Annotated in this window: 22 protein-coding genes and 4 pseudogenes; 14 read left to right on the top strand and 12 right to left on the bottom strand. The window is 68.0% G+C overall.

Features of this window, described 5'->3' with window-relative positions:
• Positions 1-8 precede the first annotated feature (8 nt).
• Positions 9-644 carry a DsbA family oxidoreductase gene (locus ACQEXA_RS01995; RefSeq protein ID WP_432937801.1) on the bottom strand — a complete coding sequence of 212 codons (636 nt, stop codon included), beginning with the start codon at positions 642-644 and terminating at the stop codon, positions 9-11.
• A 787-nt stretch (positions 645-1,431) separates the two neighbouring features.
• Between ACQEXA_RS01995 and ACQEXA_RS01990 the strand changes: the two are divergent.
• Positions 1,432-2,339: pseudogene (locus tag ACQEXA_RS01990) on the top strand (GNAT family N-acetyltransferase).
• A gap of 141 nt (positions 2,340-2,480) precedes the next feature.
• On the opposite strand, the gene ACQEXA_RS01985 reads toward ACQEXA_RS01990, so the two are convergent.
• Complete coding sequence (locus ACQEXA_RS01985; RefSeq protein ID WP_432937804.1) at positions 2,481-3,182, bottom strand: SMI1/KNR4 family protein; 702 nt, start codon at positions 3,180-3,182, stop codon at positions 2,481-2,483.
• A gap of 698 nt (positions 3,183-3,880) precedes the next feature.
• Between ACQEXA_RS01985 and ACQEXA_RS01980 the strand changes: the two genes are divergently transcribed.
• Together ACQEXA_RS01980 and ACQEXA_RS01975 are read left to right on the top strand one after the other, a co-directional pair.
• Complete coding sequence (locus tag ACQEXA_RS01980; RefSeq protein WP_372496954.1) at positions 3,881-3,964, top strand: 50S ribosomal protein bL37; 84 nt, start codon at positions 3,881-3,883, stop codon at positions 3,962-3,964.
• A gap of 429 nt (positions 3,965-4,393) precedes the next feature.
• On the top strand, positions 4,394-4,693 hold the full coding sequence (locus ACQEXA_RS01975; RefSeq protein WP_433128329.1) for a hypothetical protein: 300 nt from the start codon (positions 4,394-4,396) through the stop codon (positions 4,691-4,693).
• 256 nt (positions 4,694-4,949) lie between these two features.
• Here ACQEXA_RS01975 and ACQEXA_RS01970 read toward each other — a convergent pair whose 3' ends face one another.
• Positions 4,950-6,002, bottom strand: a complete 1,053-nt coding sequence (locus ACQEXA_RS01970) for a PP2C family protein-serine/threonine phosphatase (protein WP_432937806.1) — start codon at positions 6,000-6,002, stop codon at positions 4,950-4,952.
• A gap of 409 nt (positions 6,003-6,411) precedes the next feature.
• Here ACQEXA_RS01970 and ACQEXA_RS01965 point away from each other — a divergent pair, with 409 nt between their 5' ends.
• Complete coding sequence (locus tag ACQEXA_RS01965) at positions 6,412-7,707, top strand: ISAs1 family transposase (RefSeq protein ID WP_433128038.1); 1,296 nt, start codon at positions 6,412-6,414, stop codon at positions 7,705-7,707.
• Between the two features lie 124 nt (positions 7,708-7,831).
• Here the strand turns inward: ACQEXA_RS01965 and ACQEXA_RS01960 are convergent.
• Positions 7,832-8,005 (bottom strand): annotated as a pseudogene (locus ACQEXA_RS01960) (transposase); the annotation flags it as partial.
• 524 nt (positions 8,006-8,529) lie between these two features.
• Complete coding sequence (locus ACQEXA_RS01955; RefSeq protein ID WP_433128327.1) at positions 8,530-8,703, bottom strand: hypothetical protein; 174 nt, start codon at positions 8,701-8,703, stop codon at positions 8,530-8,532.
• Between the two features lie 449 nt (positions 8,704-9,152).
• On the opposite strand from ACQEXA_RS01955, the gene ACQEXA_RS01950 reads away from it, so the two are divergent.
• From ACQEXA_RS01950 to ACQEXA_RS01940, 3 genes and pseudogenes are all read left to right on the top strand, one after another.
• Positions 9,153-11,945 carry a helix-turn-helix transcriptional regulator gene (locus tag ACQEXA_RS01950; RefSeq protein WP_433128325.1) on the top strand — a complete coding sequence of 931 codons (2,793 nt, stop codon included), beginning with the start codon at positions 9,153-9,155 and terminating at the stop codon, positions 11,943-11,945.
• A 151-nt stretch (positions 11,946-12,096) separates the two neighbouring features.
• A pseudogene (locus ACQEXA_RS01945) lies at positions 12,097-12,286 on the top strand (transposase); the annotation flags it as partial.
• A gap of 163 nt (positions 12,287-12,449) precedes the next feature.
• A complete protein-coding gene (locus tag ACQEXA_RS01940) occupies positions 12,450-13,013 on the top strand; it encodes a transposase (protein WP_433128323.1) in 564 nt (187 codons plus the stop codon).
• Here the strand turns inward: ACQEXA_RS01940 and ACQEXA_RS01935 are convergent.
• From ACQEXA_RS01935 to ACQEXA_RS01925, 3 genes are all read right to left on the bottom strand, one after another.
• On the bottom strand, positions 12,967-13,446 hold the full coding sequence (locus tag ACQEXA_RS01935; RefSeq protein WP_432939948.1) for a hypothetical protein: 480 nt from the start codon (positions 13,444-13,446) through the stop codon (positions 12,967-12,969). The two genes, ACQEXA_RS01940 and ACQEXA_RS01935, sit on opposite strands and share 47 nt — an antisense overlap.
• A 130-nt stretch (positions 13,447-13,576) precedes the next feature.
• Positions 13,577-13,810, bottom strand: a complete 234-nt coding sequence (locus ACQEXA_RS01930) for a hypothetical protein (protein WP_432937814.1) — start codon at positions 13,808-13,810, stop codon at positions 13,577-13,579.
• 431 nt (positions 13,811-14,241) lie between these two features.
• Complete coding sequence (locus ACQEXA_RS01925) at positions 14,242-14,376, bottom strand: hypothetical protein (protein ID WP_432937816.1); 135 nt, start codon at positions 14,374-14,376, stop codon at positions 14,242-14,244.
• Positions 14,377-14,875: 499 nt separating this feature from the next.
• Here ACQEXA_RS01925 and ACQEXA_RS01920 point away from each other — a divergent pair, with 499 nt between their 5' ends.
• The 5 genes and pseudogenes from ACQEXA_RS01920 (at position 14,876) to ACQEXA_RS01900 (ending at position 20,589) form a co-directional block, all read left to right on the top strand.
• Complete coding sequence (locus tag ACQEXA_RS01920; protein ID WP_432937817.1) at positions 14,876-15,388, top strand: hypothetical protein; 513 nt, start codon at positions 14,876-14,878, stop codon at positions 15,386-15,388.
• Between the two features lie 233 nt (positions 15,389-15,621).
• Positions 15,622-16,632, top strand: a complete 1,011-nt coding sequence (locus ACQEXA_RS01915) for an AraC family transcriptional regulator ligand-binding domain-containing protein (protein ID WP_433134416.1) — start codon at positions 15,622-15,624, stop codon at positions 16,630-16,632.
• A gap of 79 nt (positions 16,633-16,711) precedes the next feature.
• Complete coding sequence (locus tag ACQEXA_RS01910; RefSeq protein ID WP_433128321.1) at positions 16,712-17,839, top strand: hypothetical protein; 1,128 nt, start codon at positions 16,712-16,714, stop codon at positions 17,837-17,839.
• On the top strand, positions 17,836-18,660 hold the full coding sequence (locus ACQEXA_RS01905; protein ID WP_433128319.1) for an SDR family oxidoreductase: 825 nt from the start codon (positions 17,836-17,838) through the stop codon (positions 18,658-18,660). Before ACQEXA_RS01910 ends, ACQEXA_RS01905 begins: the two co-directional genes overlap by 4 nt.
• 709 nt (positions 18,661-19,369) lie before the next feature.
• Positions 19,370-20,589 (top strand): annotated as a pseudogene (locus ACQEXA_RS01900) (RNA-guided endonuclease InsQ/TnpB family protein).
• Positions 20,590-20,659: 70 nt separating this feature from the next.
• Here ACQEXA_RS01900 and ACQEXA_RS01895 read toward each other — a convergent pair.
• The 4 genes from ACQEXA_RS01895 to ACQEXA_RS01880 all read right to left on the bottom strand — a co-directional run bounded on the left by ACQEXA_RS01895 (position 20,660) and on the right by ACQEXA_RS01880 (position 23,145).
• Positions 20,660-21,334: a hypothetical protein gene (locus ACQEXA_RS01895; protein ID WP_432937829.1), complete on the bottom strand. Its 675-nt coding sequence runs from the start codon at positions 21,332-21,334 to the stop codon at positions 20,660-20,662.
• Positions 21,331-21,564: a hypothetical protein gene (locus tag ACQEXA_RS01890; RefSeq protein ID WP_432937832.1), complete on the bottom strand. Its 234-nt coding sequence runs from the start codon at positions 21,562-21,564 to the stop codon at positions 21,331-21,333. Before ACQEXA_RS01890 ends, ACQEXA_RS01895 begins: the two co-directional genes overlap by 4 nt.
• 517 nt (positions 21,565-22,081) lie before the next feature.
• Positions 22,082-22,498 (bottom strand): YeeE/YedE thiosulfate transporter family protein, encoded by a 417-nt coding sequence (locus ACQEXA_RS01885; protein ID WP_433128317.1) that lies wholly within the window; start codon positions 22,496-22,498, stop codon positions 22,082-22,084.
• Complete coding sequence (locus ACQEXA_RS01880; RefSeq protein ID WP_432937837.1) at positions 22,498-23,145, bottom strand: YeeE/YedE family protein; 648 nt, start codon at positions 23,143-23,145, stop codon at positions 22,498-22,500. Before ACQEXA_RS01880 ends, ACQEXA_RS01885 begins: the two co-directional genes overlap by 1 nt.
• Positions 23,146-23,939: 794 nt before the next feature.
• On the opposite strand from ACQEXA_RS01880, the gene ACQEXA_RS01875 reads away from it, so the two are divergent.
• Together ACQEXA_RS01875 and ACQEXA_RS01870 are read left to right on the top strand one after the other, a co-directional pair.
• Positions 23,940-24,239 (top strand): hypothetical protein, encoded by a 300-nt coding sequence (locus ACQEXA_RS01875; protein ID WP_432937840.1) that lies wholly within the window; start codon positions 23,940-23,942, stop codon positions 24,237-24,239.
• Positions 24,240-24,402: 163 nt separating this feature from the next.
• On the top strand, positions 24,403-25,881 hold the full coding sequence (locus tag ACQEXA_RS01870; protein WP_433128315.1) for an MFS transporter: 1,479 nt from the start codon (positions 24,403-24,405) through the stop codon (positions 25,879-25,881).
• Positions 25,882-25,884: the final 3 nt, after the last annotated feature.

The following is a 25,884-nucleotide window of genomic DNA, read 5'->3' as shown; positions in this document are numbered from 1 at the left end:
CTGGTCGTCTAACGGGCCGCCCAGGCCTGCTCCAGTGCCCGGGTGTATGACTCGGCCGATTGGACGCCGCTGACCCCGTATTGCCGGTTGAGGACGAAGAAGGGTACGCCACGTGCGCCCAGTTCAGCGGCCAACCGCTCGTCGGCCCGCACTTCCGCGGCGTACGCATCCGGATCGTCGAGTACTGCTCGGACCTCGGCTTCGTTCAGGCCCACCTCGACGGCCAAACCGACCAAAGTCTCCTTGTCGTACACCGAGCGTTTGTCCGCGAAGTTCACTTGGAAGGCGAGATCCATCAACTCGACCTGAAGGCTGCGGGTCTTGGCGAAATGAAGGAGACGGTGAACGTCGAAGGTGTTTCCGAAGAGACGTCCTCCGACGAGGTAGCCCAGCCCCAAGGATTGCGCCATGGCCGCAGCCTGCTCTTCTCTGGCGATCTGCTGTTCTCGGGTGCGCCCGTATTGTGCAGCGACCGCGTCGATGATCGGGACGGTGCCGTTCTCAGCCTCGGGGTTCAGCTCGAATGACCGGTGAACCACCTCAACCTGATCACGGTGCGCGAAGCCGGCGAGCCCTTGGGTGAAGCGTGCCCTGCCGATGTAGCACCACGGGCAGGCGATATCGGCCCAGATTTCGACACGCATATGTGGTATCTCCCTGTCTGTGAGGGCCGTACGCCCCGCGGTTCGGCGGTTCGGCGGCCGGTCCGCTTGATCTCGATGCGTTGCTCCCGAGCCTGTTCGGCCTACCGGAAGCAGGATAGTCGACCGGCCGTCTACTACGCAGTGTGATCCCGGTTACGGCACCACCCATGAGTCCCCGCCGCGTCCCATCGAACCGGGCACGCAATGGGCACGGCTGGGCTGCGGCTCATGCCTGGGATCAAGCCGACGGATCCCGAAGCCGAGAGGGCGAGAGGACGTGTCCCACTGTGGCTGGACGCCGAGGATCTTCGTCGGCTTGTATCCCGCTTCCGCTGCTCCGATGACACTCCGGAGGAAGATCGTGAGCGGTGTGGGTCGCGTCCGCTTCCGGGCGTCGACCGCGCTCCGCCGACGATGTGTTCTTGACGACAGTGGGTGGCGAGGCAGAAGGTTCCAGGAAGAAGGAACGTTCTAGGGTGCACGCTTTCCAAGTGTGCTCGTGCCCATCGGCGGGCCGCACGGAGCCGTTCACCTGCGTTTGTGTGCGCTCGTTGGCCTGGATCTTGATCGGCGCTGGTACTCATCCGGACGGGGCGGTACCCGTGCGAATGAGACCAGAAGTGAGACCACGACCGAGGTCGGCCGGGACGTAGGCGGCACGCCCGTGGCCCCGGATCTCTGGGGCGCACTGATCTGTGCGCACTCGGCACTATTCGAACTGGGTCCTGTCGTCTCGGCCCGGCGGAAAACCGCGGGCGCCCGCCGACAGTACGAGGGATCATGAGGGATGCGCCCGGATGACTGGCACCTCACCGACGACCTCGACTGCTTTCTCGTCCGAGCCGGAGACTTCCTGCACTTGCGCCCGGCCCTGCACACCCTCCCGCTGACGGTGACCGAGACACTTCGAACACGCGGGGTGGACGCGTACGGCACCGAAGCTCCAGTCTTCGGCTGGCTGGAGCGGGAGGGCGAGGTTCGCGCGACCTTCTTCCGCACCCCGCCCCACCGTCTGAACCTCACCCCCCTCACCCCCGAGGAGGCCGACACCCTCGCCGCTCACCTGGCCAGTCTCGGTCGCCCCCTCCCCGGCGTCAGCGCGGACCACGACACCGCCACCGCCGTCGCCGAGGCCTGGCAGCGGCACACGGGCGCAACGCCGACGCTCCACGAGCGGAAGCGCCTGTACCGCCTCGGTACGCTCACGCCACCGGAGGCGCTCCCGGAGGGCCGGGGTCGAGTCGCGGGCGAGCAGGACCGCGAGCAACTCACGCTCTGGAGACGCAAGTTCGTTGCCGCCATCGGAGAGCACTCCTCCACCGACGCCGACTCCTGGGCCGGCACGCGCATCGCCTCTGGACGCGTCACGTTCTAGGAGACCCGGACGGTACCCCCGTTTCCATGGCGGGCGTGACTCCGATGATCGCCGGCCAGATCCGGGTAGCCCCCGTCTGTACCCCAGCCCACCTGCGCGGCCGCGGTTATGCGGGCGCTGCGACGATCGAGGTGAGCCGGGCCGCGCTGGCCGCGGGCGCGGCGCACGTCCTGCTGTTCGCGGACCTGGCCAACCCGACCAGCAACGCCCTCTACCAGCGGCTCGGGTACCGCCCGGTCACCGATTTCGCGGTATACGACTTCGAGTGCGCGCAGATGAGGCCCTGCTCAGCGAAGCAAGTCCAATGCGGGCCCCGTTAGTAGCTGCTTCTCTTCCGGTCGTGTGGTCGCCCGGGTCGAACAGAGCGCGGGTTCGGGGACGGATGCCGGAGCGGGCGGGTGATGCGGAGGGTGCTGCCGGTGTCGGCATGGGTTGGACCGCGGGGGCCGCCGACCTGAGAGCTACTGCGGGCCAGGACCGTCGTCCCAGGATCCCAGGACTTCCCTCTCTCTCCGCTCGAGCCATTCGAGATACCAGGTGTGGAAGTTGTGGCGGTTTCCGTGCACATCGACGAACGGTATGTAGGGCGGGTTGGTCCCAACGTTCCGGTCGCGGAGTTCTCCGCGGTGCGGGCCGACGATGATGAGCCAACTGGTCATCCCGCATCCGTTGTCGCTGATGAGGATCGCGCCCCGATCACGCTGCTCGTGCCAGATGCGGTCTGCGGCGTCGCCGAAGACCTTGCGGTAGTCGTTCAGGTAGTCGTCGTCCTCGTCGCGGGTGGTGGGCTCGTACCCGGCAGCGCGAAGGGTCGCCAGCTGTCGGTCGGCCCATTCTTCCGTCTCCACGAAGGGCTCGCTCGGGTCCAGCGGAATGGGATCGCCGTCTTCCCAGACCCAGCCCCAATTCCCGTCGACCCGGCGCAACGACGTCAGCTCGAATTCGGGTCCGGGTCCGCCCGCGCCGACCTCCGCCAAGAAGGTGCGGTACTCCTCGGGGAGTTTGACTCCGTATTGGGCCTCGGCCTCAGCAATCTCTGCGGCAGTCAGGACCGGCTCGAAGACGGGGTGCTGTGGAGGCCCCCAGCCGCGTGCCCGACACCGTGCCTCCACCACCGCGATTACACGTTCCCGGATCCCTGACCAGTTTGTCTGTGTGTCCACGGCTCCTCCTGTCAACGGCGAGCACGGACGTTAGTCCATGCCACCGACAACGGAGGTTCGCCCTTGGTGTCGCCGGAGTGGGTAACGGCGAACGGGCAGCCGCGACGCGGCTCCCGTCCTATTTGCTCTTGAGTGGCGTTCGCCGAACGGGAGTCTCGATCGGGTGATTACGACGACTGCCGGGCATGGGGAGAGGGCCTCTTGGTAGCTCGGTGGGTGTCTACGCCAACTCGAGTACCAGGAGGCTCGTTGTCGCACTTGTACGTCACTGCGGGGGTGAAGTCCATTTCGGCCACTCTCACGTGTGACCGTCTTGCGCACCGGTTCGGGAACGCCGCCGAGCACGGGGTGCGTGAGCGCCGGTATCCCACGGACATGTCGGACCAGGAGTGGGCCGCCGCCCTGCCACTGCTGCCGGTGCCGGGCTGGATGCGGGCCGGGGCAACGTCCGGCTGCGCATTCTTTCCGGCAGCGCCTCCGGCCGGTCCACCGTGCATCTCGACGCCGGCGTGATCACTCGCTGAACCGGCTGGCGCCCGGCTGTGGGATGGCCTGACATGCCGCCTTCCCGCAGCCGGGCCCGCGAGGATCTGGCGAGACAGGCGCGGTCTATGTGCGCCACGCCGCGGCACCGCTGATGCGGACGCTCCGGGCCGAATCTAGAATGACCGATGCGTAGAAAGTCCAGAATTAGGGAGATGTGCACCGTGGCTAAACGAGGGAACAAGCGGCGCGGCCGCAAGAAGAAGAAGGCCAATCACGGCAAGCGTCCCAACGCTTGAGCCAACCTGAGCAAGACGGCCGAGAGGATCCATATCGTCGCCGCTCGGATTGAGGGCAAGGACTGGGATCCCGCAGCGGTGCGGGAGCACGGCAAGGAGCCGGACCGGACCAGGTCGGCTCTCGATGACTGGGTGCCTTCCCAGAGTTGGGCAGGGAACGTTCGAACCTGCGCGCACGGCTCCGTCCGTTCGAATATGGACAGACCCCCTCTGTTCTGCGTCTCCGCAGATCAGAGGGGGATTTCTCCCGTGTGGCGGCGGCAGGATTCCAACCTGGGAAGGTTGAGCCGACAGAGTTGCAGACCGCACGGCGATCACGCAGTGACCTGGTCTTTCCCTCCGCAGGCGCCCTACCGCTCCACAGGGACCCCATGGGAGGGTTGCGTCCTTGGAAGTGGTGTACGCGGTGCAGTCGGCGACTTTCACGACATGACCCCCGACGCGCTCGGATCCATCCAGGACAGCTTCCAGTTGGGCCTCAGCGCTACGGGGCTGACCACAGGCAAGACTTGGTTCGCCGACCCCGGCCGCCTCGGCGGCACCATACGGTGCCTGTCCTGTCAAACGAACGGCAACCAGCAGATCATCGCCTGCACCTGGGGAGACAAGGGCAGCTTCGGCACCGTTCTGTCGCCCGACTCGGGCCGGGGCCAAGAGGCTGCAGCGGACCTCACCCGATCAGTACGGGAGGCAGTTCTGCACCAGGGGACCCCCGCCAACGCCGCCTGAGCGCCCCAGGATCCCTGCGCGGTCATATGGCGCAGCAAGGGCAACTGCACGAGCCCTGCGTGCGCAGACCTCCCCAAAAAACGGACCCCAGCAGGCATGCCGATCTTGCAGGTCGACCACGTACGCGATCTGGCCAGGAGTGGGGCATCGCCCGCCTGCACAACCTCGTCCTCGCCGGGTAGCCGCGCATCTCGTGGCCGTTGACCGCACGCATCGACCTCAAGATCAGTTGCGGGGACAAGCCTTGGGCGACCCCTCAGGTGCGGGAGCGAGTCTTGTATGCGTCGCCGGACGCGTCCGGCAGGCGGGTAACGGCCATGAGGGCGGCATCGTCGTCCAGGCGTCCTTCGGTGTACCGGGTCAGATCGGCGATGAGAGCGTCCAGGATCACACCGGGGTCCGTTGGGAGGGGACGGGACAGGAATGGCACGGGATCGTAGAAGGTGCCGTGGCGGTCGCGTGCCTCGACCAGGCCGTCAGTGAACAGCACCAGGGTCGCGTCGTGCGGCAGGGTGTACCGATCGACCGGCACCCGGGTGCGGCCCAGGCCGCCCAAGCCCAGGGGCAGGGATGGGGCAGACGGCTCGAGCGGACTCGCGCGGCCCTGGTGGACAAGGAGCGGCGCCGGGTGTCCCAGATTGATCATGTATATGGCGGAGCCGTCGTTGGGGACGTCGATGAGGACGGCGGTGGCAAAGGACTCAGTGCCCTCCTGCTCCTCGACATCGACCCTCTGCATGACCTCCTCCAGGCGGTCGACCACATCGGTCAAGCCGGGGATGTGAGCCACGGCCTCGTAGAAGGCGCCGAGCAGCCTGTTGACGGTTCGGACGGCGCCCAGTCCCTTCCCCCGCACGTCGGCAATCATCATCCGAACGCTGTCGGGTGTGGGGTGGATGGCGTAGAGGTCGCCACCGATGGCCGCCTCCTTCGCGGCGGCCCGGTACCGGGAGGCCACGTCCAGCGGCCCGACCCGCTCGGGAGGGATGGGGAGCACCGCCCGCTGGACAGCCTCGGCTACCTCGCGGGTGTCTTTCAACTGCTTCCGGTCTTTGGCCATGACCCGGTTGAGGATCGCGGCAAGAACGGTCAGGACTACGACGCTCGTGAACCGGACGGAGTATTCGGTAAAGGCGGCGCTCTTCGTGTACGCCGCGGCCATCCCGATCAGCTGTGTCGCTACGCCGGTGGCGATTACGCCCGGCAACGAGTACACGGGGGCGGCCAGTACGGGAGCGGCCGCCAGCAGCGGAAACACGCTGAATCCTGACGGGGTCAGTACGTCGACGACGACCGCGACGAGGAGCACCGCGGCAGGCAGGAGAGAAGGCCATCGAATCCAGCTGACCAGAGGTGTGCGGTCGCGTGTCATTACCCTGCTGTCCCCGGGCTCCTGGGCGGATCGTCATCGAGTCCCAGTCTCCGACGCACCCCGACCCGCAGCGACTGGACCAACCTTGTACGCGTCCATATCAGCGACATCAGCATCTGACTGAGACGCCATCCGCTTTCCGAACGTGATCGCTTGGTTCGGGCTGGGTGGGCATGAGCTCAACCCGGTGGCCCTTGTCCACGGCACCTTCTACGGCAGGGCCCCGGCGTTTGCCCGGCTCGTCCGACCTTGGGTCGGTTGACGTCGGCGGCGGGCCCCGGAAGCAGGCGAACACGGCCCCTGTGGATCATGGAGTTCTCTACGCTTCAAGATCCACGAAGGTGCCGTGTTCGTCCCACCATCATCCCCCATCCCTGCTCCTGTCTGCCCCGCACCCCGCCTGCAAGATCTGCGTGAGGGTGCCGCCCGGGATCAAGTCGGCAGCCTGGTCGCGGAGTTCGAGTCACTCACCGATCCGCGCGGAGCCAGCGGTGTGCGTTACCGGCTCTCCTCCCTGCTGGCCCTGGTGGTCTGCGCGATGACGCCCGCGGGCCACGACTCGATCACTGCGGCAGCGGAGTGGTGCCGGCGTGCGGCCCCCGAGGAACTGGCCGCCTTCGGCCTGCCCTACCACCCGCTCCTGGGCCGTTACCGGGTGCCGAGCGAGAAGACCCTGCGCAGCGTGCTGGGGCGCCTTGATCCGGCCGAGCTCAGCGCGGCCGGGTTCGCCTACCTGACGTCCCTGCTCTCCGACGAGCGCGCGCATCCCGCGCTGCTGATGCCGGACGGCGGCCCGGAACGCGAACAGCGCCGGGCCCACCAGGCTGCCGCCCAGACCGATCCGGTGCGTCAAAGGCGCCGGGCGATCGCGGTGGACGGCAAATGCCTGCGCGGTGCCAGGCGCCCTGACGGCAGCCGGGTCTTCGTGCTCTCCGCGGTCCGCCACGGCGACGGCATCACCCTGGCCTCCCGCGAGATCGGCGCGAAGACGAACGAAATCCCCGAGTTCGCACCCCTGCTCGACCAGATCGACGACGTGGAACTCGCCGGCGCGGTCATCACCGCCGATGCTCTCCACGCCCAGCACGCCCACGCCGCCTACCTGCACGAACGCGGCGCCCACTACCTCCTCACGATCAAGAACAACCAGCGCGGTCAGGCCCGCCAACTCCACCGGCTGCCCTGGAAAGAGGTCCCCGTGATCCACCGTGACGACACCCGCGGCCACGGCCGCCACGAGCAGCGCCACGTACAGGTCGTCACCGTCGACGGCCTGCTCTTCCCCAACGCCCGTCAAGTCCTGCGCATTCAGCGCAGGCGCCGCCTCTACGGAGCGAAGAAGTGGTCCAGCGAGACCGTCTACGCCATCACCGATCTGCCCGCTGAGCAGGCATCTGCCGCCGAGATCGCCGCCTGGGCTCGCGGGCACTGGACCGTGGAGAACACCGTCCACTGGGTGCGTGATGTCGTCTTCAGTGAGGACAAGTCCCAGGTCAGGACCCGCAATACGCCAGCCGTGCTCGCCGCCGTCCGCGACCTGATCCGCAGTGCACTCAAACTCGCCGGGTACGTCAACACCGCCGCCGGACGCCGAGCCCACACCGAACGCCACCGCGTCCTCGCCCTCTACGGCATCACATGATCAACCAGACATCCGAGGCAAACGCCGGGGCCCTGCCTTCTACGGCCCCAGCCCGCCCCCGGGTTGACGAAACCCATAGGGGCACCCCCTTGTTCCAGCTGAAATCAAGCCCTTCGTGTCTCGCCTTGAAGGCCATGGCCAGGGCGGCGCTGCGGGAGCCGGCCCCTCGGGTGACCTTGGTCCGCAGCCGGACGGTGGCGAACGTGGACTCGATCGGATTCGTGGTGCGCAAGTGGATCCAGTGCTCGGCCGGGAAGTCGAAGAACGCCGGCAGCTCGGCTTCGTCGTCGGTGATCTTGCGCTACTCGCTTCGACTCTCCAAACTTGCGGTTGGCCTGGGTAGTGAGCACGGCGACTGCCAGGGCGGAGGTCAGCGGATGCAGGCAACAAGGTTGGAAACGCTCGCCAGCGGGTCAAGGAGCTTCATGGCATAGCCATACAGCTCTCCGTGTTCTTGTGTCCCATGATCGGGCAGACGTCTAGGGCTAGGTGCATCCTCTATCGCCGGTCTATCGCGATCAGGGCGCAACAACGACAAAGAGCCGGACTCTCAGTGAGACTGGGCCCGGCTCTTCATTCATGACATCCGCCCTGGTCAGCGCATGATCTGTGCTGGTTGTCGGCGAGTGCCCCGGCAGGATTCGAACCTGCGCACATGGCTCCGGAGAGAATGCGTCAATCATCCCGCATAGCCCTCTGAGCTGCGGCGGAGCTCGTCAGAGGGCACCAGCGGCACAGACTGTGTCGAAGGTGTGTCGGGCGCCCTCCTCACGAGGACGCGAACCGCCTCTGTTGCGCTCCCTGCCAGGATGGCCAGGATATTCAGTGCTTGAAGGAGTCCTTGGTAGCCTCTTTCGCGCCCCGCATCTTGCCCCGCGCTTCGAGGGCCGCACCCTTTGCTGCGAGGGTTTCTTTGTGTACTGCGTGGGCCACCTTTCGTACGGTTTTTCCTACAACTTGTTCGGCCTTTGCCTTGGCTTTCTCTCCGGTACTCATCTCAGTACCTCCGCGCTCACAGGCCGAGTGCCCTTGAGGCTGAGAAAAACCCTGAGCAGGCGGACACAAACTGCACCGCACGGTCGGCGGGCAGGTGGACGATGGTGCGTGCCCCGTTTCCACAACGTTTCGTACGCGTACTCGCCCCGCGTCTGCAGGGCCCCTATCTCCTTCGTCAAGCGATCGTGATGGTGGTGGGCATGAGGGATGAGGATCGGGGCTTGGGTCGTGAGAGCCGTCGGGGGTGGACGCCGCTGCACTTCGCGGCGGATGAGCAGGACGCCGCGGCTGTCGGCTCTCTCCTGGCTCCTCGCCCGGAGTCGACTCCTTGATCTCTTCGAGGAGCGGAATGCTTTTTCGACCAGCTCCTAGCCGGGATGCCCCTGTGCCTCCGGTGAGGGTGCGGACACTCACAAACCCCTTCTCCGACATAACGGTCAGAGGTGTTTATGTCCTGGATTCCGCTTAGCGTGCTTGAGGAGGAGAAGATCGGAATACGGCATCCCGGTGAGGGACGCAGCCGTCCCGTGGCGCTGGTGGGCAGGTCACCGGAGCTCGCCGTGTTGGGATCGGCGGTAGACCAGGTGCACGAGGCCGGTGCGGCTTTGCTATTGCGTGGTGAGCCGGGAGTGGGCAAGACGGTTCTGCTGGACTGGGCGGCGGACCATGCGGTGCAGGCGGGCTTTTGGGTGCTTCGGGCCGCGGGGGTGGAGCAGGAGTCCGAGCTGGCTTTCGCGGCCCTGCACCAGGTCCTGTATCCGCTGCTCGACCGCATCGGGGAGCTCCCTCTGGCCCAGCAGACGGCGTTGAACCGGGCTTTCGGTGTGGTCGACGGCGGGGCACCCGACCGCTTCGCCGTCTCGGTGGCAGCCCTGGCCCTGCTGCAGCATGCGGCGCACACCGAGCCCCTGCTCGTGATCGCTGATGACGTGCAGTGGGTCGATGCCTCCAGTGCCCAGATCCTCAGTTTCATCCAGCGCCGCATCGCCCCCCTGCCCGTCGTCGTCTTGACAGCGGCTCGCAACGGATGGCGCAATCCCCTGGACTCGGCCGGCATCGACATGCTCGACGTCGCACCGCTCCCTGCTCAGGACGCCGCCGCCCTGCTGGCCTCGGCACATCCAGGTCTCGCCGCGCCGACCGCGCGCTGCGTCCTGGGCGAGGCCATGGGCAATCCTCTGGCGCTGGTCGAGCTGCCGGCGCAGCTCACCCGGCGCCAGCAGCGCGGGGCGGATCCGCTGCCGTCCTGGCTTCCGCTGGGCGAGCGGCTGGAAGAAGGCTTCGCGGGTCGGATCCGTACGCTGCCCCAACCGGTCCGCAACACGATGCTTCTGGCAGCGCTGACCGGAGGGGGTCCAGGCGGCTTGCGGACGGTGCGGGAAGCCGCCCGCACCTGGCACGGCTGGGACGAGGAGGCTCTGGACGCCGGGCAGGCCAGCGGCCTGGTCACCGTGGACGCCGGGAGCGAGAAGATCGTATTCCGGCATCCGCTGGTGCGATCCGCGGTCGTGCGTATGGCCCCCTTGGTGGTGCGCCGCGCCGCGCATCAGGCCCTGGCGGAAGTGCTCACGGCCGATCCGGTGCGGCGGGCCTGGCATCTGGCCGACGCGGCCGACGGCTCGGACGAGATCGCGGCCCAGGCCCTGGTCGACGCCGCGGAGCGCGACTTGAACCGCGGAGGTGCCGCGGAGGCGACGGTAGCGCTGGCACGTGCAGCGGAGTTGAGTCCCGACCCGCACGACCGGGCCCTACGACTGGTGGAGGCCGCGTTCGTGGCCGTCACCGGCGGACAACTGCAGACAGCCGAGCGTCTGCTGAAGGCAACCGAACAAGAGGAGTTGCCCATCGAGCTGGCGTTGCGCCGGACCACGACCGCCGCGCTGTTGATGTTGCACCGCGACGGCGATGCCGAGGGCGCCTACCAGGCCATTCTCCCCGTGGCGGAGGCCATCGGGCCCGACGAGCGACACGATCCGGCAGTGGAGGACGCATTCGATGTCCTGATGCGGGCCTGCTTCTGGTTGGGAGGAGGACAGGAGCGGTGGGAACCGGTGCGCCAGTTTCTGGACCGGGTGTCGTCCTTGGCTCGATTGGCTTACGACGCGGCTGCAGACCCGGCCCGCACCGCGCACACCGTGCGCGAGCGGTTGCAGCGGGCGGTCACCGAACTGCCACAAGGGCGGCGCACCACCCGGGCATATTGGCTGGTGGGTGCGGCGCACTCCATCGAGGCCTTCGGCGACTTCACTGCGGTGTGGCGCGAACTGATGGAGCGTTGCTCCTACGAGAGTCAGCCGCTCGTGATGCCGACGCGGCAGTACGACGCCTACGCCCGGGGCCGCTGGGAGGAGGTCGAGGCACTGTCCGAGGAGGGCATCGAGCGGAGCCACTCGGACAACTTCACATATCTCTTGCGCAGCGTCGAGGCCCAGGTCGCGGCATCCCGCGGCGACCAGGCACGGCTTCAGACCCTCAGTGACACGATCACCGCATGGGCGCGACCGCGGCGCATGAACCGGCTGCTCAGAAGAGTCACCGAGGCCCACGTACGGGAGGCCGTCACGCGAGGGGCCTACGAGGAGGCCTACGCCCGCGCCAGCGCACTGACGCCACCGGGTGAGCTCCCCGCGTTCTTCCAGCACTTCCACCGCGTCTTCCTGGACCTGGTCGAGGCGTGCATACGCACCGGACGCATCGATCAGGCACGCGCCCACGTGGCTGCTGGTCAAGCGGCCCGCATCGACGCCATCTCCTCGCGCCACGCGCTCATCCTGGCCGGATCGGCGGCACTGGCAGCCGACGACGAGCAAGCCGACACGCTCTTCCAGGCCGCGTTGGCCGAACCCGACGCCGACCAGTGGCCCTTCGAACTGGCCCGCATCCAACTCGCCTACGGTGAATGGCTGCGCCGCCGCTCGGACCGGACGGCCGCACGGGTTCACCTGGGGCAGGCTCTGGAGATCTTCCGCCGTCTGCAAGCCGAACCATGGGCCAAGCGCGCCTGCGAGGAGCTGCGCACCGCCGGCACGCCGCAAACAGCAGCCACAGTCCCGGGCTTGGCTTCCTTGAGCCCGCAAGAACTGCGCATCGCGGAACTGGCGGCGCAGGGCATGACGAACAAGCAGATAGGGCAACTGCTGCACGTGTCACCACGCACCATCGGCGCCCACCTGTACAAAATCTTTCCGAAACTCGGTATCACCTCCCGGGTAATGCTGCGCGACTCCCTGCTCGCCTCGTGATGGCGAGCGCGTCCGAAAGCTCGTGTAAGTCCGTAATGTGACAGGCCGGCCGCGGCCCAGCTGGGGGCCATGACCAGTCGGGACGGACGGACATGGCAGAAAAGGAAGACCCGGCCGTCGAGCGGTCGAGGACGAGGTCGTCGAGCGGTTGATGGATCGCGCCGAGGCCTCAGGAGCGGGCGCTGCTGGGCCAGAGTGTGGGTTGCTGACGAAGGTCCCGGGCTGTACTGGAGCGGGCCCTGGACGCGGAGATGACCGAGCACCTCGGCTACGAGAAGCACGATCAAGCCGGCTGTGGTTCGGGCAACAGTCGCAACGGGACGTCGGCGAAGACCGTGCTGATGGCCTTGGCCGGACTGGGCGCGCTGGCCGCGCCCGGAGTCGGGGCCCAGGGGCTGATCGCCTCGTTCGACGCGGACTCCTCTGCCGCCGCTGCACCCGACTCGGCGACAAGCACGGCTTCACCGTCGTCGCCTGAACCCCGAAAGAAAACCCGATAATGTCTTGGATCAAGCTGCCCGAGGTGCAGACCGTCGTGCGGACCGCGAGAACGTACTGACCGGACCGAATCCGACCGACCGCGGCAAGCTGGGATCCAAGGTCAATCTGATCACGGACCGGAACGGACTCCCGCTGTCGCTGGGAATCTCCAGCGCCAACCTGCACGACAGTCAGGGCCTTGAGCCGCTCGTGCGCGGTATCCCGCCCATGCGTTCCCGTCACGGACTCAGTCGTCGCCGTCCGGCGAAGCTGCGCGCCGACAAGGGTACGACCACGACCACCTGCGCCGATGGCTCCGCAAACGCGGCATCCGCTACCGCATCGCCCGCAAAGGGATCGAGTCCTCACAGTGACTCGGCCTCCACCGATGGGTTGTTGAGGGCCGTGTCCTGGCTCGCTGGCTGCCGCCGGCTCCAGCGCCGCAACGAACGCAAGGCAGAGCACTTCCTCGCCTCCGTCGGCATAGCCGCAGCCCTCATCTGCTCACGGCCGGCTCGTCCGTGTGGACGGGCCGGACCACTCAGTGTGAGGCTCCAACACTGCTGGCCCAGACAGGCAAGGGCGTGATCTCCGGCTTGGTCTCCGTCTGCTCCAAGTGGCCTTCCACGTCGTCCAGGTCCGACCAGGCGACGATGCCCGGCTTGCTGTCGGCCAGGAACGCCTCGACGACCGGACCAAGGTCGTCGGAAACCACATAGTTACTGCTGAACGGCAACGCATCCGGGGGCACAGAACCGGTCGAGCACCGGAGCTGCCCGGCTTGCGCGTCGTGCCACACATAGAACGTCGCCACTCCGGAAAAGCCCAGTTCGCGAATGTGTTCCCGGATGGCAGCAGCGGTCCGCTCGAAGGCAGCGACCACCTCAGCGGCGGACAACGACCTCCTGTCCTCGTCCGCCGCACCCAGCGACCAGGTGTTGGTCTCCCACTCCACCCGCCGGTCACCCGGCTCCAGCGCCAATGGCTCGTCCGCCACCTCAGCGATCCACGTCAACAGCACCAAAGCAGTATCCCTGCACGGCGCGGACCCAAGACCACCATAAGAAACGACTATTAGAAGGCACCGCCGGTGCCGGGGGCCGCCGTGTGCTCGGTCCAGACGGGGGTCTGGAACGTCCCGGTGGTGTGGGTCAGGCGTGGTCGACGAGCTCTGCCCTGCCCTGCTGGCGGGCGCAGTGCGCGCAGCAGAAGAACTGCCCGTCGGCCTGGAGGCCGTGACCGAGGATGCGGCATTGGCAGTTGTCGCAGATCGGCGCCATCTTCTGGGCGGCGCATTCGAGGCTGTCGAAGGTGTGGACCCCTCCCTTGGCGTGCACTTCGAATGACATCTCGTAGTCGTTGCCGCAGACCTCACACACGGCCATGGACGCTCAACTCCTCAACACTTCCCGGACAGGACCGCTACCGGTACCTGCAACCGCCGGCGTTCCTCGACGGTAGTGAAGAGACATCACTGTCCTTGGGCGGCACGTTGGTCTGCAGCCCGAGCGGCATACAGGAATCACTCGGCCGGGCGCGGCGGTACGCGGCAGCCGTGCCTGTCCTGCCGGCCTCGATACAGGACTGCCGCCTCTTTGTGAGGGGTGACCATGGAGCCACCCTTGCTTCGTCCGGCCCTGTGCGCCGTGTGAGCCATGGGGTCCGGACAGGTGCAGGAGCTTGGAGAGAGGGCGGCGGTAGGCGGGCGGCTGGTGGTCGGCCCTGGTGCCGGGCCGCGTGGGGGAGGGGTGAGGACGGCCCGGCACCAGGGTGGGGACGTCGTGCGGGCAAGGGACGGGGGCTCGCGGCGGTGGGGTCAGAGATCGGGGAGGTCGCACAGGGTGATGACGGTGTAGGCGTGGAGCCGGCGCACCATCTGTGAGGTGAGGAACCGGCCGAGGCCTGGATGCCTGTAGGGGAGCGCTTGGTCGGTGGCGGGCAGCGCTCGCACCCCGCCGTCTCCGTACCGATCAGGGGCGCCGATCACTCCGGATATCGGTGCACTCTGCACCAGGAACGCGGTCGGTCGCCTGGATCCGTCGGCAGCTCCCCGGCCGCCTGCTCGACCTTCGGAATGATCAACGGCATGTGACACACCCGGGAGCACGGCACGCTGACGCCTGGCTCCCTTGTTGCCAGTTGGCCCCCCGGGTCGCAGACAGGCGCACCGGACCCTATCCCGACGTCGCCGGCCTCGACCGTGCGCTGCGCAAGCTGTTGGGCGCGATGCGCGGCCTGGTCTTTGAAGACCGAAGACCTCAAGCCAGGATGCCTGATGCCGGTCCGTGGGCATAACGAGGACAACCCCGCCGCGCCGAAGTACGGCGGGAAGCTCACCTACGACCCGCACAAGACGCTCATCCGCTGAGATACCTGCCGCCGCGCGTACAGGCCTACCGACTGGCCCCAGCTCCCTCCCGCTCACCCTCACGGCCGCTCAGGAGGCCCCAGTGATCCGTACCCAACCCCAGCCCGGCGACATCGGACTGACCGGCATCACCGGCCCCGTCGGCCGGCTCATCCAGATCGGGCAGTGGCTCAACGGCGACGGCTTCGGCCCGTACGAGCACGCCTTCATCGTGCTGCCCGACGACCAGCTCATCGAGGCCGAGCCCGGCGGCGCCCAGGTCGTCCCGCTGTCCGAGTACGACGACCGCCAGGTGCTGTACGTGTCGCCGGCCGAGTTGACGCCGGCCCAGCGCGAGGCCATCGTCTCCTGCGCCCTCAAGTACCGCGACGTCCCATACAGCTTCCTCGACTACGCCGCGCTCGCCGCGCACCGCTTCCACCTCCCGGTGCCCGGACTGCGCACCTATGTGGAGTCGACCGGGCACATGATCTGCTCCCAGCTGTGCGACCAGGCGTACAAGGACGCCGGCATTGAGCTCTTTGACGATGGACGGTGGGAGGGCTACGTGACCCCCATGGATCTCTACAACCAGCTCGCCGACCCGACCCGATGAACTGCGGGCACGGCATCCCGCGTCACAGTCATGCAGGGAAGTGAGACGAGTACGGCAGGAGCGTCACCGGCAGGTTGTCTCTGCCCGGTTGAGCGGCCACGCTACCGGCGAAGATCAAACGAACCGGGACACTTCCAGCAGGGCTCTGTGTCCAGATTCAGGCGATCCCATGGAGGCCGGACTTTCCCCTTGACCGCACACCTGCTGGGGTTAGCCTCGCCCGGGTGGGTGCGATGATTCGGGGCGCCAGCCTGCGCGGGTTCGCGCGCCTCGTCGAGGAACTCGACGGCGACCCCGGGGAGTTCATGGGGCGGTTCGCGATCCCTTGGCAGGCGCTCTCCTCCGAGGAGGGGCTCATCCCGATCACAAGCCACGACCTGATGCTCGACGCGGTCGCCCGTGAGCTTCGATGCCCTGATTTCGGTCTTCGCCTGGCTTGCCGCCAGGATCTCAGCATTCTCGGCCGGCTGGCGCTGGCCATCCAGGCGTCGTCGACGGTGGCGGAGGCACTGGAGTGTGCCTCGCGGTTCATGTTCGTGCACAGCTCGGCGCTGAGCGTCGGTGTGGAACCGGATCCGCGGGGGTGTCGTGAGGTGGTCGCGCTGACCTATCGGAAGGATCTGCGCGAGTCGCCGTACTCCCCGCAGGCCATGGAGCTGGGGCTCGGCCTCTTTCACCAGGTGGCAGTGGCTCTGGTCGGCAGCCTGGCAGGCCTTCGGGCGGTGGAGCTGCCGCACCAGCCTCTGTCGCCGGTGTCGCGGTACACCGAGTTCTTCGGCGTGGATGTGAAGTTCGGGTGCCCGACCGCCGCGCTGCGCGTGGAACGGCGACTGCTCGACGAGGAGTTCCGCAGCGCTGACGCGGTGATCCGCCGGCTCGCCGTCGACTACCTGGCCAGTCACCACACCGATCCGGAGCGCTTGGTCTCCACGCACGTCCGGCGGGCCCTGGCCGGGAGCGTCGGCACCACCCCTGCGGCGATCGGTCACGTCGCGCGGCTTCTTGCGATGCATCCCCGTACGCTGCAACGGCGGCTCGCCGCGGAGTCGACCAGCTTCGAGGAGATCCTCGAGGACGTACGGCAGGGTCTCGCGCTGCGCTACATCACCACCACCGAACTGCCTCTTGGACAGGTGGCCGCGATGGCGGGCTTCGCCGACCAGTCCGGCCTCAGCCACGCCGTACGACGGTGGTGGGGCGCCAGTCCGAGCGAGGTGCGCCGTCGGGTGCGTGGCACCTCATGAGATTGTCGCGCTGGAACAAATCCCACCCTGCTTCAGCGGGCATTGTGCTGACCCGGCGACGAGAGCGAGGAGTGGGCCCATGGCGACAGCCGGAACCGACCATCTCACCGAAATCGGTGCGAGAGTGATCCCCGAGTTCGACGGCGTCCACGACGTGTGGCCGCGCGGCGAACGGCTGCGGGCGGTCCGCGAGGCAGCCGCGGCGTACAAGGAGCGCTTCAAGGCCCAGGGCCAGGTGCGCGCGGTGAAGTCGGTTGACATCGCCGCGGCGCCATACCCCGTGAAGTACGCCTTCCACGACGCCGTCTCGGTGCCCACGCTCCCGCTGATCTCGATGATCAACCGCATGATCGTCGTGCAGTACGACGACTTCGACGGCCGGGCACGCACGCTGGTCTTCGAGCCGACGGTGCCGGAGGGCTCCGCACAGGCGCCGTTCTACCGCAACCTGCAGAAGGTGACGGACAAGGTTCCCGGTGGCAAGCTGCTCGAGCGGATGGTGCTGAGGTATTACGCCGAGCCCGGCGACGTGCTGCGCCGACTGGGGCTGACCCCCGACGACATCGACTTCTGCACCTTCGACCACCTGCACGTACAGGACCCGCGGATGATCCTGGGCTCCACCGAGGTCATCGAGGGCGAGGCAGCCGAACGCAAACCGCTGTTCGGCGGGGCGAGGATGCTGGTGCACCACCGCGAGCTGGCGACCCTCGAGTCCCTGCACCCCATGCAGTGGGCCTGGTACGTCGACGGCGGGCTCGACGGCGTCGACCCGGAGAAGTTCGTCACCTTCGACGGGGACGTCGAGCTCGGTCCCGGCATCGCACTGCTGTGGACGCCCGGGCACACCGATGGCAACCACTCGCTGGTGCTCAACACCCCCGACGGGGTGTGGGTGTCCTCGGAGAACGGCATTTCGCTGGACAACTGGCAGCCGGAGCTGTCCAAGATTCCCGGCGTACGCCGCTACCACGAGGTCTTCGGCCGCGAGATATGCCCCAACGCCAACACGCTGGAGGACTCGCTGGACCAGTACGACTCGATGGTCAAGGAGAAGACGCTCGCCGACCGGTGCAAGGCGGACCCGCGCTGGCTGCAGATCCTGCCGTCCACCGAGCTGGCCTCGTGGAAGCGGTTCTGGCCGGTGGTGCCCACCTACGTCCACGGCGGGATCACCTACGGCGAGATCAAGGGCGGTCGGCGATGAACCGCTCCCGCGCCGGCGCGGTGGTCACCGGGGCGGGCCGCGGCCTCGGCAGGCTGATCGCCGCGGCTCTGGTCCAGCGCCGCCACCAAGTGCTGGTCACCGACGTCGACGAGGAAGCGGCATGCGCCGCGGCGGCCGAGCTCGGGCCTGACGTGTTGTGGGCCGCCGTCGACGTGCGCGACGAGGTCCAGGTCGCCGCGGCGCGGGACCGCATCGTGGCAGAAGCCGGCCGCCTCGACGTGTGGGTCAACAACGCCGGCGTGCTCGTGACCGGGCCCGCTTGGGAGCAGCCGCCCGACGTACGACGCCTGATGCTGGAGGTCAACGCGCTCGGCACCGTCAACGGCACCGTCGCCGCAATCGAGGCCATGCGGGGCACGGGCGGGCACATCGTCAACGTCGTATCCCTGGCGGGACTGACCGCGGTCCCGGGCGAGGCGGTGTACGCCGCGTCCAAGCACGCCGCGATCGGCTTCAGCCTGAGCACACTCGCCGACCTGCGCCTGGCCGGGATCAAAGAGATCGACATCTCCTGCGTCTGCCCCGACGGCATCTGGACCCCGATGCTCCACGACAAACTCGACGACCCCGCCGCGGCACTGTCCTTCTCCGGCAAACTGCTCATGCCCGAGGAGGCCGTCGAAGCGGTGCGCAAGGTGCTGGACCGCCCACGCCCGGTCACCGTGGTACCGGGCTGGCGGGGACTGCAGGCGCGCCTGGCAGACGCGCTCCCCTCGTTCGGGCTGCATGCCGTCCCCCTGGCGGTCGCGCAGGGCAGGCGGGTGCAGCGGAGGATGCTGGCGAAGAGACCGTCGGTGTAGAAAGCTCACCTCTCCTCTTCCTCGCTGGTATCGGCGGTGGCCGGGTCGCGGCCTCAGGCCACCGTTGGCCGGGTTGGAAGCACGGAAGCGGCAGCGACCCAGCACGTTGAGGTTCGCGTGCCGACGCGTCGACCACCAGGTGGCGCTTGAGCACTGTCCATCCATCGCGTACCCCGAGCGGGTCGTCGGCGTCTGCGCCTGTAGCGGCCGGACCTTGTACGCCGCGGCCCTCGCGCACGGTGCGGTGCCCGCCCACCTTCGACACGCCCGGCGCCGGCCTCCCTTGAACTGGTTCTCGTCTGTGCTCTGTTGCGCATGCCCGGGCGATGCCGTGGCTGACCTGCGGGGTGCTGATGACGTCGGCGGCGTGCGCCGGGCGGGTATCCCGCTCGCACTGCGGGGTTGGGCGCGGTCGGTCAGGGGGTGAGGGGCGGCGGGTGGCGAGTGCTTCGAGGCGGGAGCGATCCGTTTCCCGGCCCGTGAACACCTGGCCGTCTCCCACTGCTCACGGCGTGATCGACATGGTTCACCGGGTTCCTCCGAGGATGCCCCGGCCTTCAGGCCGGGGAGGAATCGGACTCCTGCGGAGCAGGACAGGAAATAGGGGTTTCGCCTCCAGGGCGAAAGACCGTCCACCCGCGACGAGGTGAGCGAGCCCGTGGCGATCAAGAGGTCTCAACTGTCAGTCCCCCCGGGTAGGTTCGGTTGCATGACGACAGACGCGACCACGGAGGGGGCCGGGCATGCCCGGTACTCCTTCCGTGTGCGCCTGTCGGCTACCGCGCGGCGCGCACTTGAAGCGGAGTGGGACCGCTGCCGGTGGCTCTGGAATGAATGCGTGGCCAAGTCCAAGCAGGTCCACCAGCGAGCCAAGGGGTCCGGAGAGAAGCTGACGTGTGGTCCGGCCCAGCTGGACAGGATGCTGACCGACGCCCGCGGGGTGACACCGTGGCTGGCCGAGGGTGCCTCGGTGCCGCAGCAGCAGGTGATTCGGGACTTCGCCAAGTCGCGGGCGAAGGCGCTGAAGGACATCAAGGACGGGCTTCCGGTGCACCGCCGGGCCGGGATGCCCCGCTTCAAGCGCAAGCGGGACAGCCGCCCGAGCCTGAACTACACCCGGCGGGGTTTCCGTCTGAAGGACGGTCGTCTGCACCTTGCGGGCCAGATCGTGGTGAGCGTGGTGTGGTCGCGGGCTCTTCCGGCTGACCCGTCGAGTGTGCGCGTGTACCGGGACACGCTCGGGCACTGGTATGTGTCCTTCGTCGCCCCCGCGCGGAGCGAACCGCTTGCCCTCACGGGGCGGGTGCTCGGGGTGGACTGGGGTGTGAAGGAGACGGCCACCACCACGGATGGCGCCTACGATCTCCCGCATGCCGAGTACGGCAAGCGGGCCGCGCAGGGGCTCGCCCGCTACCAGCGGATGATGGCCCGGCGCCGGCGTCCGAAGGGCCGGCCCGCATCCAAGGGCTACCGGAAGGCGCAGGCACAGGCCGCGAAGCTGCACAAGAAGATCGCGCGGCAGCGGGAGGACACCGGCCGCAAGTGGGCCAAGTCCGTGATGCGTGATCATGACGGGGTGGCGGTGGAGGACTTCCGCCCGAAGTTCCTCGCGAAAACCACGATGGCCCGCAAGGCGGCCGATGCCGCCATCGCCGCCACCAAACGCGCTCTGGTCGAGATGGGGCGCAAGCACGCACGGGACGTCCGCCTCGTGCACCCGGCGCACACCACGATGGACTGCGCGCAGTGCGGAGCGAGAACCAAGCACGCACTCCTCTCTCGATGAGAACCTATGCCTGCACCGTGTGCGGAGCCGTCTCGCCCAGGGACAAGAACTCCGCCCGCGTGATGCTGGTCCGGGCAGGTTGGAACCCGGACGGTGCCGAGGGCGTAAGACCACCTGAGCCGCCGGCTCAGGTGGCGGCCTGAGCCGTGAATCCCCACATCAGCCCTGGAGGGTGGACAATCCCCTCCCTTCAGAGAGGGGAGCCTTCAAGTCTTACGACGTCCCCTGGCCGGGGTCCCCTGGCGGGGCCAGGTGCTTGATCTTGATCCAGTCGCGGGTGCGCCTCCCGGGAAGGTAGGGGCTGGTGAGGCGTTTGGCGACGATGCCGTCGAAACCTTCGAGTCGGCTGTGTTCCAGGGCGGCAGGGGCCATGGCGGGCCAGGCGGCGGGCATCATGATGCCGGGGCCGGTGAGGCTGAGGTCGTCCAGCAGGTCGCGGCGAGCTGTGTATGGCAGCTGGATGGTGGGTTCGCCCAGGAAGAGGATGTCGTAGATCATCAGCTGGACGGGAAGGTCGCAGCGGGCGTGATCGACAGCGGCCGGGTGGTGCAGGCTGATGCGCTGCTGCAGCCGTTCCACCGACGGGCGTCCTTCGTCGTCGAGCACGACGATCTCCCCGTCCAGCACCGCCTCCGGCGCCGGCAGCAGTCCCGCGAGGGCCTGCAGTTCCGGGTACTGGGCCGTCACGTTCAGCCCGGCGACGGACACAAACTGCACCGTCCCGTCGGCGGGCAGGTGGACGATGGTGCGTTCCCCGTTCCACAACGTTTCGTACGCGTACTCGCCCTGCGTCTGTGGTGGGGGCAGCGGTCCGATCACCGCCAGCATCGGTGATAGGGGCGGCAGCTCATGCGGCTGAGCGGGCCCCGGTGGCGGGTGTGTGCTCATGTTTTCCAGCGTGACGCCTGCATCCTGCGGGAGCGACTTCGGCGCTCGGACGGGTCGGCCGTACGGCGGCACGCCTTGCAGACGTCGATCTCGGCGTCGACCGCGATGCCGATGACGTCCTTGCCGGTGTCCGCCCCGGCGATGGCGCCCGCCGCATGCGTGCCGGTGCCTACCTCGTCCTTCGCCCAGCCCTCGTCCGTGCCGTGCGCGAGATCGGTCCCGGAACGCACCCGCCGTCCCGTCGGCGCCGGTGAGGCCCTGGGCCGGCCGTGTCGCGCCGATCAGGAACACTCCCGCGCCCGCCAGTGGTTCGCCGTCCAGGCTGCAGACGCGCAATGTGATGTCCACGGGTTGTTCCAGGGGCATCACCAGCCCCGGATCACGCAGCGGCACGACTGCGGCGGGCGGCGCGGCGACGGGCCCGGCCGCGGACAGCGGCAGGTCCGGTTCGATGTGCACGTGCAGCGACCGCATCGCCGGCACCTGGGCCTCGGCCGCCTCGACGACCGCGATCTCCGGGCAGGAGGGCTGCAGTCCGGTCGACTGGAGTTTTTCCGACGGCTGGAGCCTGCGGGTCACCTTGACCTCGGGCATCCGGTCGAGCCGGTCGCAGACCGCGTCCATGCTCAGTTCGGGAACTCCCGGCGGAAGCAGGCTCTGCGGCAGCGGCGTGACCATGTACCGTTCGCGACGCGGCCGCACCGAGAGCGGTGACTGCTTGGTGGTCGTGTCGGTGGGTGGCCTTGATCAGAGCCCGCAGGAGCCCCGGTCGAGGTGGAAGTATCGGGCGTTGGCCCAACGGCACAGCCGGATACCGATGGCGACGCCGACGATTGTGACCAGGGCAGGCAGATATCCGCTGGCAACCTGAGTGATCGGGATTGCCGGGCACCCACCTGAGATGGCCCAGCCCGTACCGAACAACACTGCGCCTGGGATCACTCCGGCGTGGATCCGCCCCAGGGTGCGGCGGACCCGTAGCAGAGCGAACATGCATGCGATGATCACGACGGCGCCGGCGAAGGAGAGCATCATGCGCAGGTCCTGAAAGGTGAACATGCGGTTCAGTTCGGTGTAGTCGCCGAAACCGATGTTCGTGACGGTATAGCCGAGGGTCAGACCGGTGATGATGTTGGCCATCAGAATCGCGCCGCGGGTGCGCATCAGATCACCTTCCACAAGAGGAACGACACCCCGACAGCGGTGCCGAAGAACACCGCGGTCGCGACGATGCTGACCGGGCGTAGACGGCCGCAGCCGCTGAGTCCGTGGCCGGAGCTGCACCCGCCGGCCAATCGAGTGCCAAAGCCGACGAGCACGCCTCCCACGAACAACAGGGCGACCATGGTGATCGGATTGGCGGTGACCAGGTTCCGAAAACCCGAGCCCATGTCGAAGCGGAGGTGGAACCGCCCGGAGGTGACCGCGGCGATCAGTCCGCCGAGGAAGATCGACACCAGCAAGGCAGCCTGGGTGACCACCGGGACCGGCCGCAGACTCGTGGCCGAGGGACCGTCACCTGCAGCCGGTTCGACGGCCGGGTCCAGCGCTTGTGTCCCCCCGTACGGAGCCTGCGACATGGCTGCCGCACCGGGACCGGCTCCGAAGTGCTCCGCGGTGAGCGCGTCGGCGAGGGCACGATCGTCTTCGAACTCCTCCTCCGTCCGTTCGAGCTCACGTTCCCTGCGCCAGTGCAACACGCGGTCCCACGCCGAGGAGACCCCGAAAGACCGATCGGTGGTGAGGGTGTAGTTGATGGTGACCAGAGCGAGCCCGACAGCGCCCGCCCACCAGGGCCAGTAGGAACTCATGCAGGGCCTTTCATCCAATCGGCGAATCGAGCCCACCAGCCGCGCTTCGAGTCGGACGCTGGGCGCGCGTGTCGAGCGAAGCGGTCCGGAGGCTGGGGAAATTGTGTGGGTGGTGACGGTCGGTGATGTCCCACCGTTTCCGGCGAGGGGGCTGCGAACGGGGCGGTCATTCCCGGCGACGCGGTTCCAGGTCCTGACCGCTGCGGTGGCCGGTCTGGTCCCGGCTGGGACCAAGTCCCGGTCTGCGGGGAGTAGGGATTGGGTCCTGGTGGCGGGGTCTGTCGGGGTGCTTGCCTTGGGTCGGCCGCGCCGGACCGGTTCTCATCGGGCCGGGGTTCGAGGTGCCGCGCGCTGGCTCCGTTGGGCAGCAGACTGATCGGCACGCGTTCGCCGGTGAGCGACAACTGGTAGCGCGCGCAATCGTGCCACTGATCCTCGCTGTCGCAGTAGTACATGCGCCAGCTTTGCAAGCTTGCCCTGAGTAGGGGGAAAAGGGGGCATGTTGCAGCGTGCCAGCAACCCACGTTGCTCCCTCCTGAACGGCGCACACCGCCCGTTCGGAGAGGGCGGCTGTCGTTGTCGGTTCTTGTCCTTGCCGCGCCCGGTCGACGATCTCGATGCGTCGTGGAGTGCGGGCACAGCGCCGTATTGTGACTTTCCGTCATCGCGTCGAGACGTGATGCAACCACTGTTTCGGTATCCCGAGCAACCTCAACGGGCTTTTCAACCAAACCACTTGACATTGCATAGTGGGATACGCCGCGTGATGGATGTGCCAAGGGTGGTGGCGACGGGTGTCGCTGGGGCTCCACCCGCACGACCATGGAACCCGTGCCCGCCTCCAAGGGGGCGGGCGCGTCAAGGTGCACCAGCGCCCGCCGGTGGTCGGCCAGGCCAAGATGATCAGCATCAAGCGCGAGGGGAAGCGCTGGTACGCCATTCCGACTGCCGGACAGCCTGCGCCCGAGCCGTTTCTCGGTGGCCGCGACCACGCCGCCACCGGGTGCGGGCACTGCGTCCGGTGGCGCAGCGCAGTGTGCCTGTGGGTGTTCGGCCGCCCTTGCCTGGTCCGCCTCCTCGCCGGTGCAGCCTGAGTCGGTTGGATGTTCCGCATCATCGCCCTCGGCGGGCGGCTGACCTGCTGTCTCGTTCTCGGTGTTTGCGAGCCGCCCCAATAGGAGCATATGCTCCTATTTATTGACCCCCAGGCCACGGACCCAGATCCGCGGCCGCCGCCCACGAGACAAGGAACGGCACATGTCCCTCCACAAGCGGACCATCGGCGATCCGTCCCCGCGGACGGCAACCGGGGCGGCCCAGGGCGGTACCGCCCCGGACGAGCCCCAGGACCCTGCGGCGCGCCGGCACGCTGGGCGCGTACTCGCCCTGAGCAGCCTCGGTGCGTTCGTGGTGTTCCTCGACACCACCATCGTCAACGTCGCCTTCGAGACGATCGGCAGCAGCTTCCACACCACCATCGGGCACTTGAGCTGGGTGCTGAACATTTACAGCCTGGTTTTCGCCGCGGCGCTGATACCCGCCGGGCGCCTTGCCGACCGGTACGGCCGCAAGCGGGTCTTCCTGATCGGCATGACCGGCTTCGGTCTGATGAGCGCGCTGTGCGGGCTCGCCCCCAGCGCGACGGTGCTCATCATCGCCCGCGGGCTGCAGGGGGCCTTCGCCGCGCTGACCATCCCGACCTCGCTGGCCCTGATCCTGCCCGAGTTCCCGCCCTCGCGCCGCCCTGCGGCCATCGGCACCTGGGGCACGATGGCCGCGGCCGCGGCCGCGGTCGGCCCCACCCTGGGCGCGCTGCTCATCGAGTACGCCTCCTGGCGCTGGATCTTCCTGGTGAACGTGCCGATCTGCGCGCTGGTCCTCATCGTCGGGCTGCGGCTGCTGCGCGAGACCCGCGAGCAGGGCGCCCGCGGAATCCCCGACCCGCTGGGCGCGGTGCTGATCGCGGTGATTCCCGCCGCGCTGAGCCTGGGCATCGTCGAAGGCCCGAGCTGGGGCTGGACCAGCCCCCGGGTGATCGCCGCCTTCGTCGTCGCCGTCGTACTACTGCCGGCCTTCGTGTGGCGCACCCGCACCGCAGTCCGGCCCGTCATGGACCTGGCGCTGTTCAACGTCCCCCAGTTCAGGCTGGTCAACGCGGCCTCGCTGGTGTTCGGCCTGGCGTTCTTCGCCGTGCTCCTGAGCAACTTCATCTTCCTGCAAACGGAGTGGCACTACTCGGTGCTGATCGCCGCCCTGGCCTGCCTGCCCAACCCCATCCTGACGACTATCACCGCCCGCCCCGCCACCCGCATGGTGCACACATACGGGCACAAGGTCGTGTTCCTCGCCGGGGCCGTTCTCTTCGCCGTCGCCCAAGGCGCCCTCGCACTGGCGCTCTCCACCCACGCGCACGTGGCCGCCCTCTGGCTGCCCGTCATGGCGGTCACCGGAATCAGCCTCGGCCTCAACCTGCCCACGCTGTCCGTCGCCTCCACCAAGCCACTGGCGCCTGCCCAGTTCGCCGTCGGCTCCGCGATCAACCAGAGCTTTCGCCAGCTCGGCGCTGTCCTCGGCGTCAGTCTCTTCGCCGCCATCGTCGGTACACCCGGGGCCGGTACCGCACTCACCGCCTTCCACAACGCCTACTGGCTCTTCGGCGCCCTGGGCCTGCTCAGCGGACTGATCATCTGCCTGCCCCAGCTCCGTCGCACCACCACCCCGACACAAACCGCCTAAGAG

This window comes from Streptomyces sp. CA-106110, assembly GCF_050936285.1.
GTDB lineage: Bacteria > Actinomycetota > Actinomycetes > Streptomycetales > Streptomycetaceae > Streptomyces.
Note: the sequence above shows the minus strand (reverse complement) of the source record. Positions and strands in the feature narration are given on the sequence as shown.

Excerpts from the sequence above, each read along its gene's own strand:
- ACQEXA_RS01995 (WP_432937801.1), bottom strand. The coding sequence starts at position 644 with ATGCGTGTCGAAATCTGGGCCGATATCGCCTGCCCGTGGTGCTACATC.
- ACQEXA_RS01980 (WP_372496954.1), top strand. The coding sequence starts at position 3,881 with ATGTGCACCGTGGCTAAACGAGGGAACAAGCGGCGCGGCCGCAAGAAG.
- ACQEXA_RS01975 (WP_433128329.1), top strand. The coding sequence starts at position 4,394 with ATGACCCCCGACGCGCTCGGATCCATCCAGGACAGCTTCCAGTTGGGC.
- ACQEXA_RS01955 (WP_433128327.1), bottom strand. The coding sequence starts at position 8,703 with ATGAGTACCGGAGAGAAAGCCAAGGCAAAGGCCGAACAAGTTGTAGGA.
- ACQEXA_RS01950 (WP_433128325.1), top strand. The coding sequence starts at position 9,153 with ATGTCCTGGATTCCGCTTAGCGTGCTTGAGGAGGAGAAGATCGGAATA.
- ACQEXA_RS01930 (WP_432937814.1), bottom strand. The coding sequence starts at position 13,810 with ATGGCCGTGTGTGAGGTCTGCGGCAACGACTACGAGATGTCATTCGAA.
- ACQEXA_RS01915 (WP_433134416.1), top strand. The coding sequence starts at position 15,622 with ATGATTCGGGGCGCCAGCCTGCGCGGGTTCGCGCGCCTCGTCGAGGAA.
- ACQEXA_RS01910 (WP_433128321.1), top strand. The coding sequence starts at position 16,712 with ATGGCGACAGCCGGAACCGACCATCTCACCGAAATCGGTGCGAGAGTG.
- ACQEXA_RS01905 (WP_433128319.1), top strand. The coding sequence starts at position 17,836 with ATGAACCGCTCCCGCGCCGGCGCGGTGGTCACCGGGGCGGGCCGCGGC.
- ACQEXA_RS01895 (WP_432937829.1), bottom strand. The coding sequence starts at position 21,334 with ATGAGCACACACCCGCCACCGGGGCCCGCTCAGCCGCATGAGCTGCCG.
- ACQEXA_RS01885 (WP_433128317.1), bottom strand. The coding sequence starts at position 22,498 with ATGCGCACCCGCGGCGCGATTCTGATGGCCAACATCATCACCGGTCTG.
- ACQEXA_RS01880 (WP_432937837.1), bottom strand. The coding sequence starts at position 23,145 with ATGAGTTCCTACTGGCCCTGGTGGGCGGGCGCTGTCGGGCTCGCTCTG.
- ACQEXA_RS01870 (WP_433128315.1), top strand. The coding sequence starts at position 24,403 with ATGTCCCTCCACAAGCGGACCATCGGCGATCCGTCCCCGCGGACGGCA.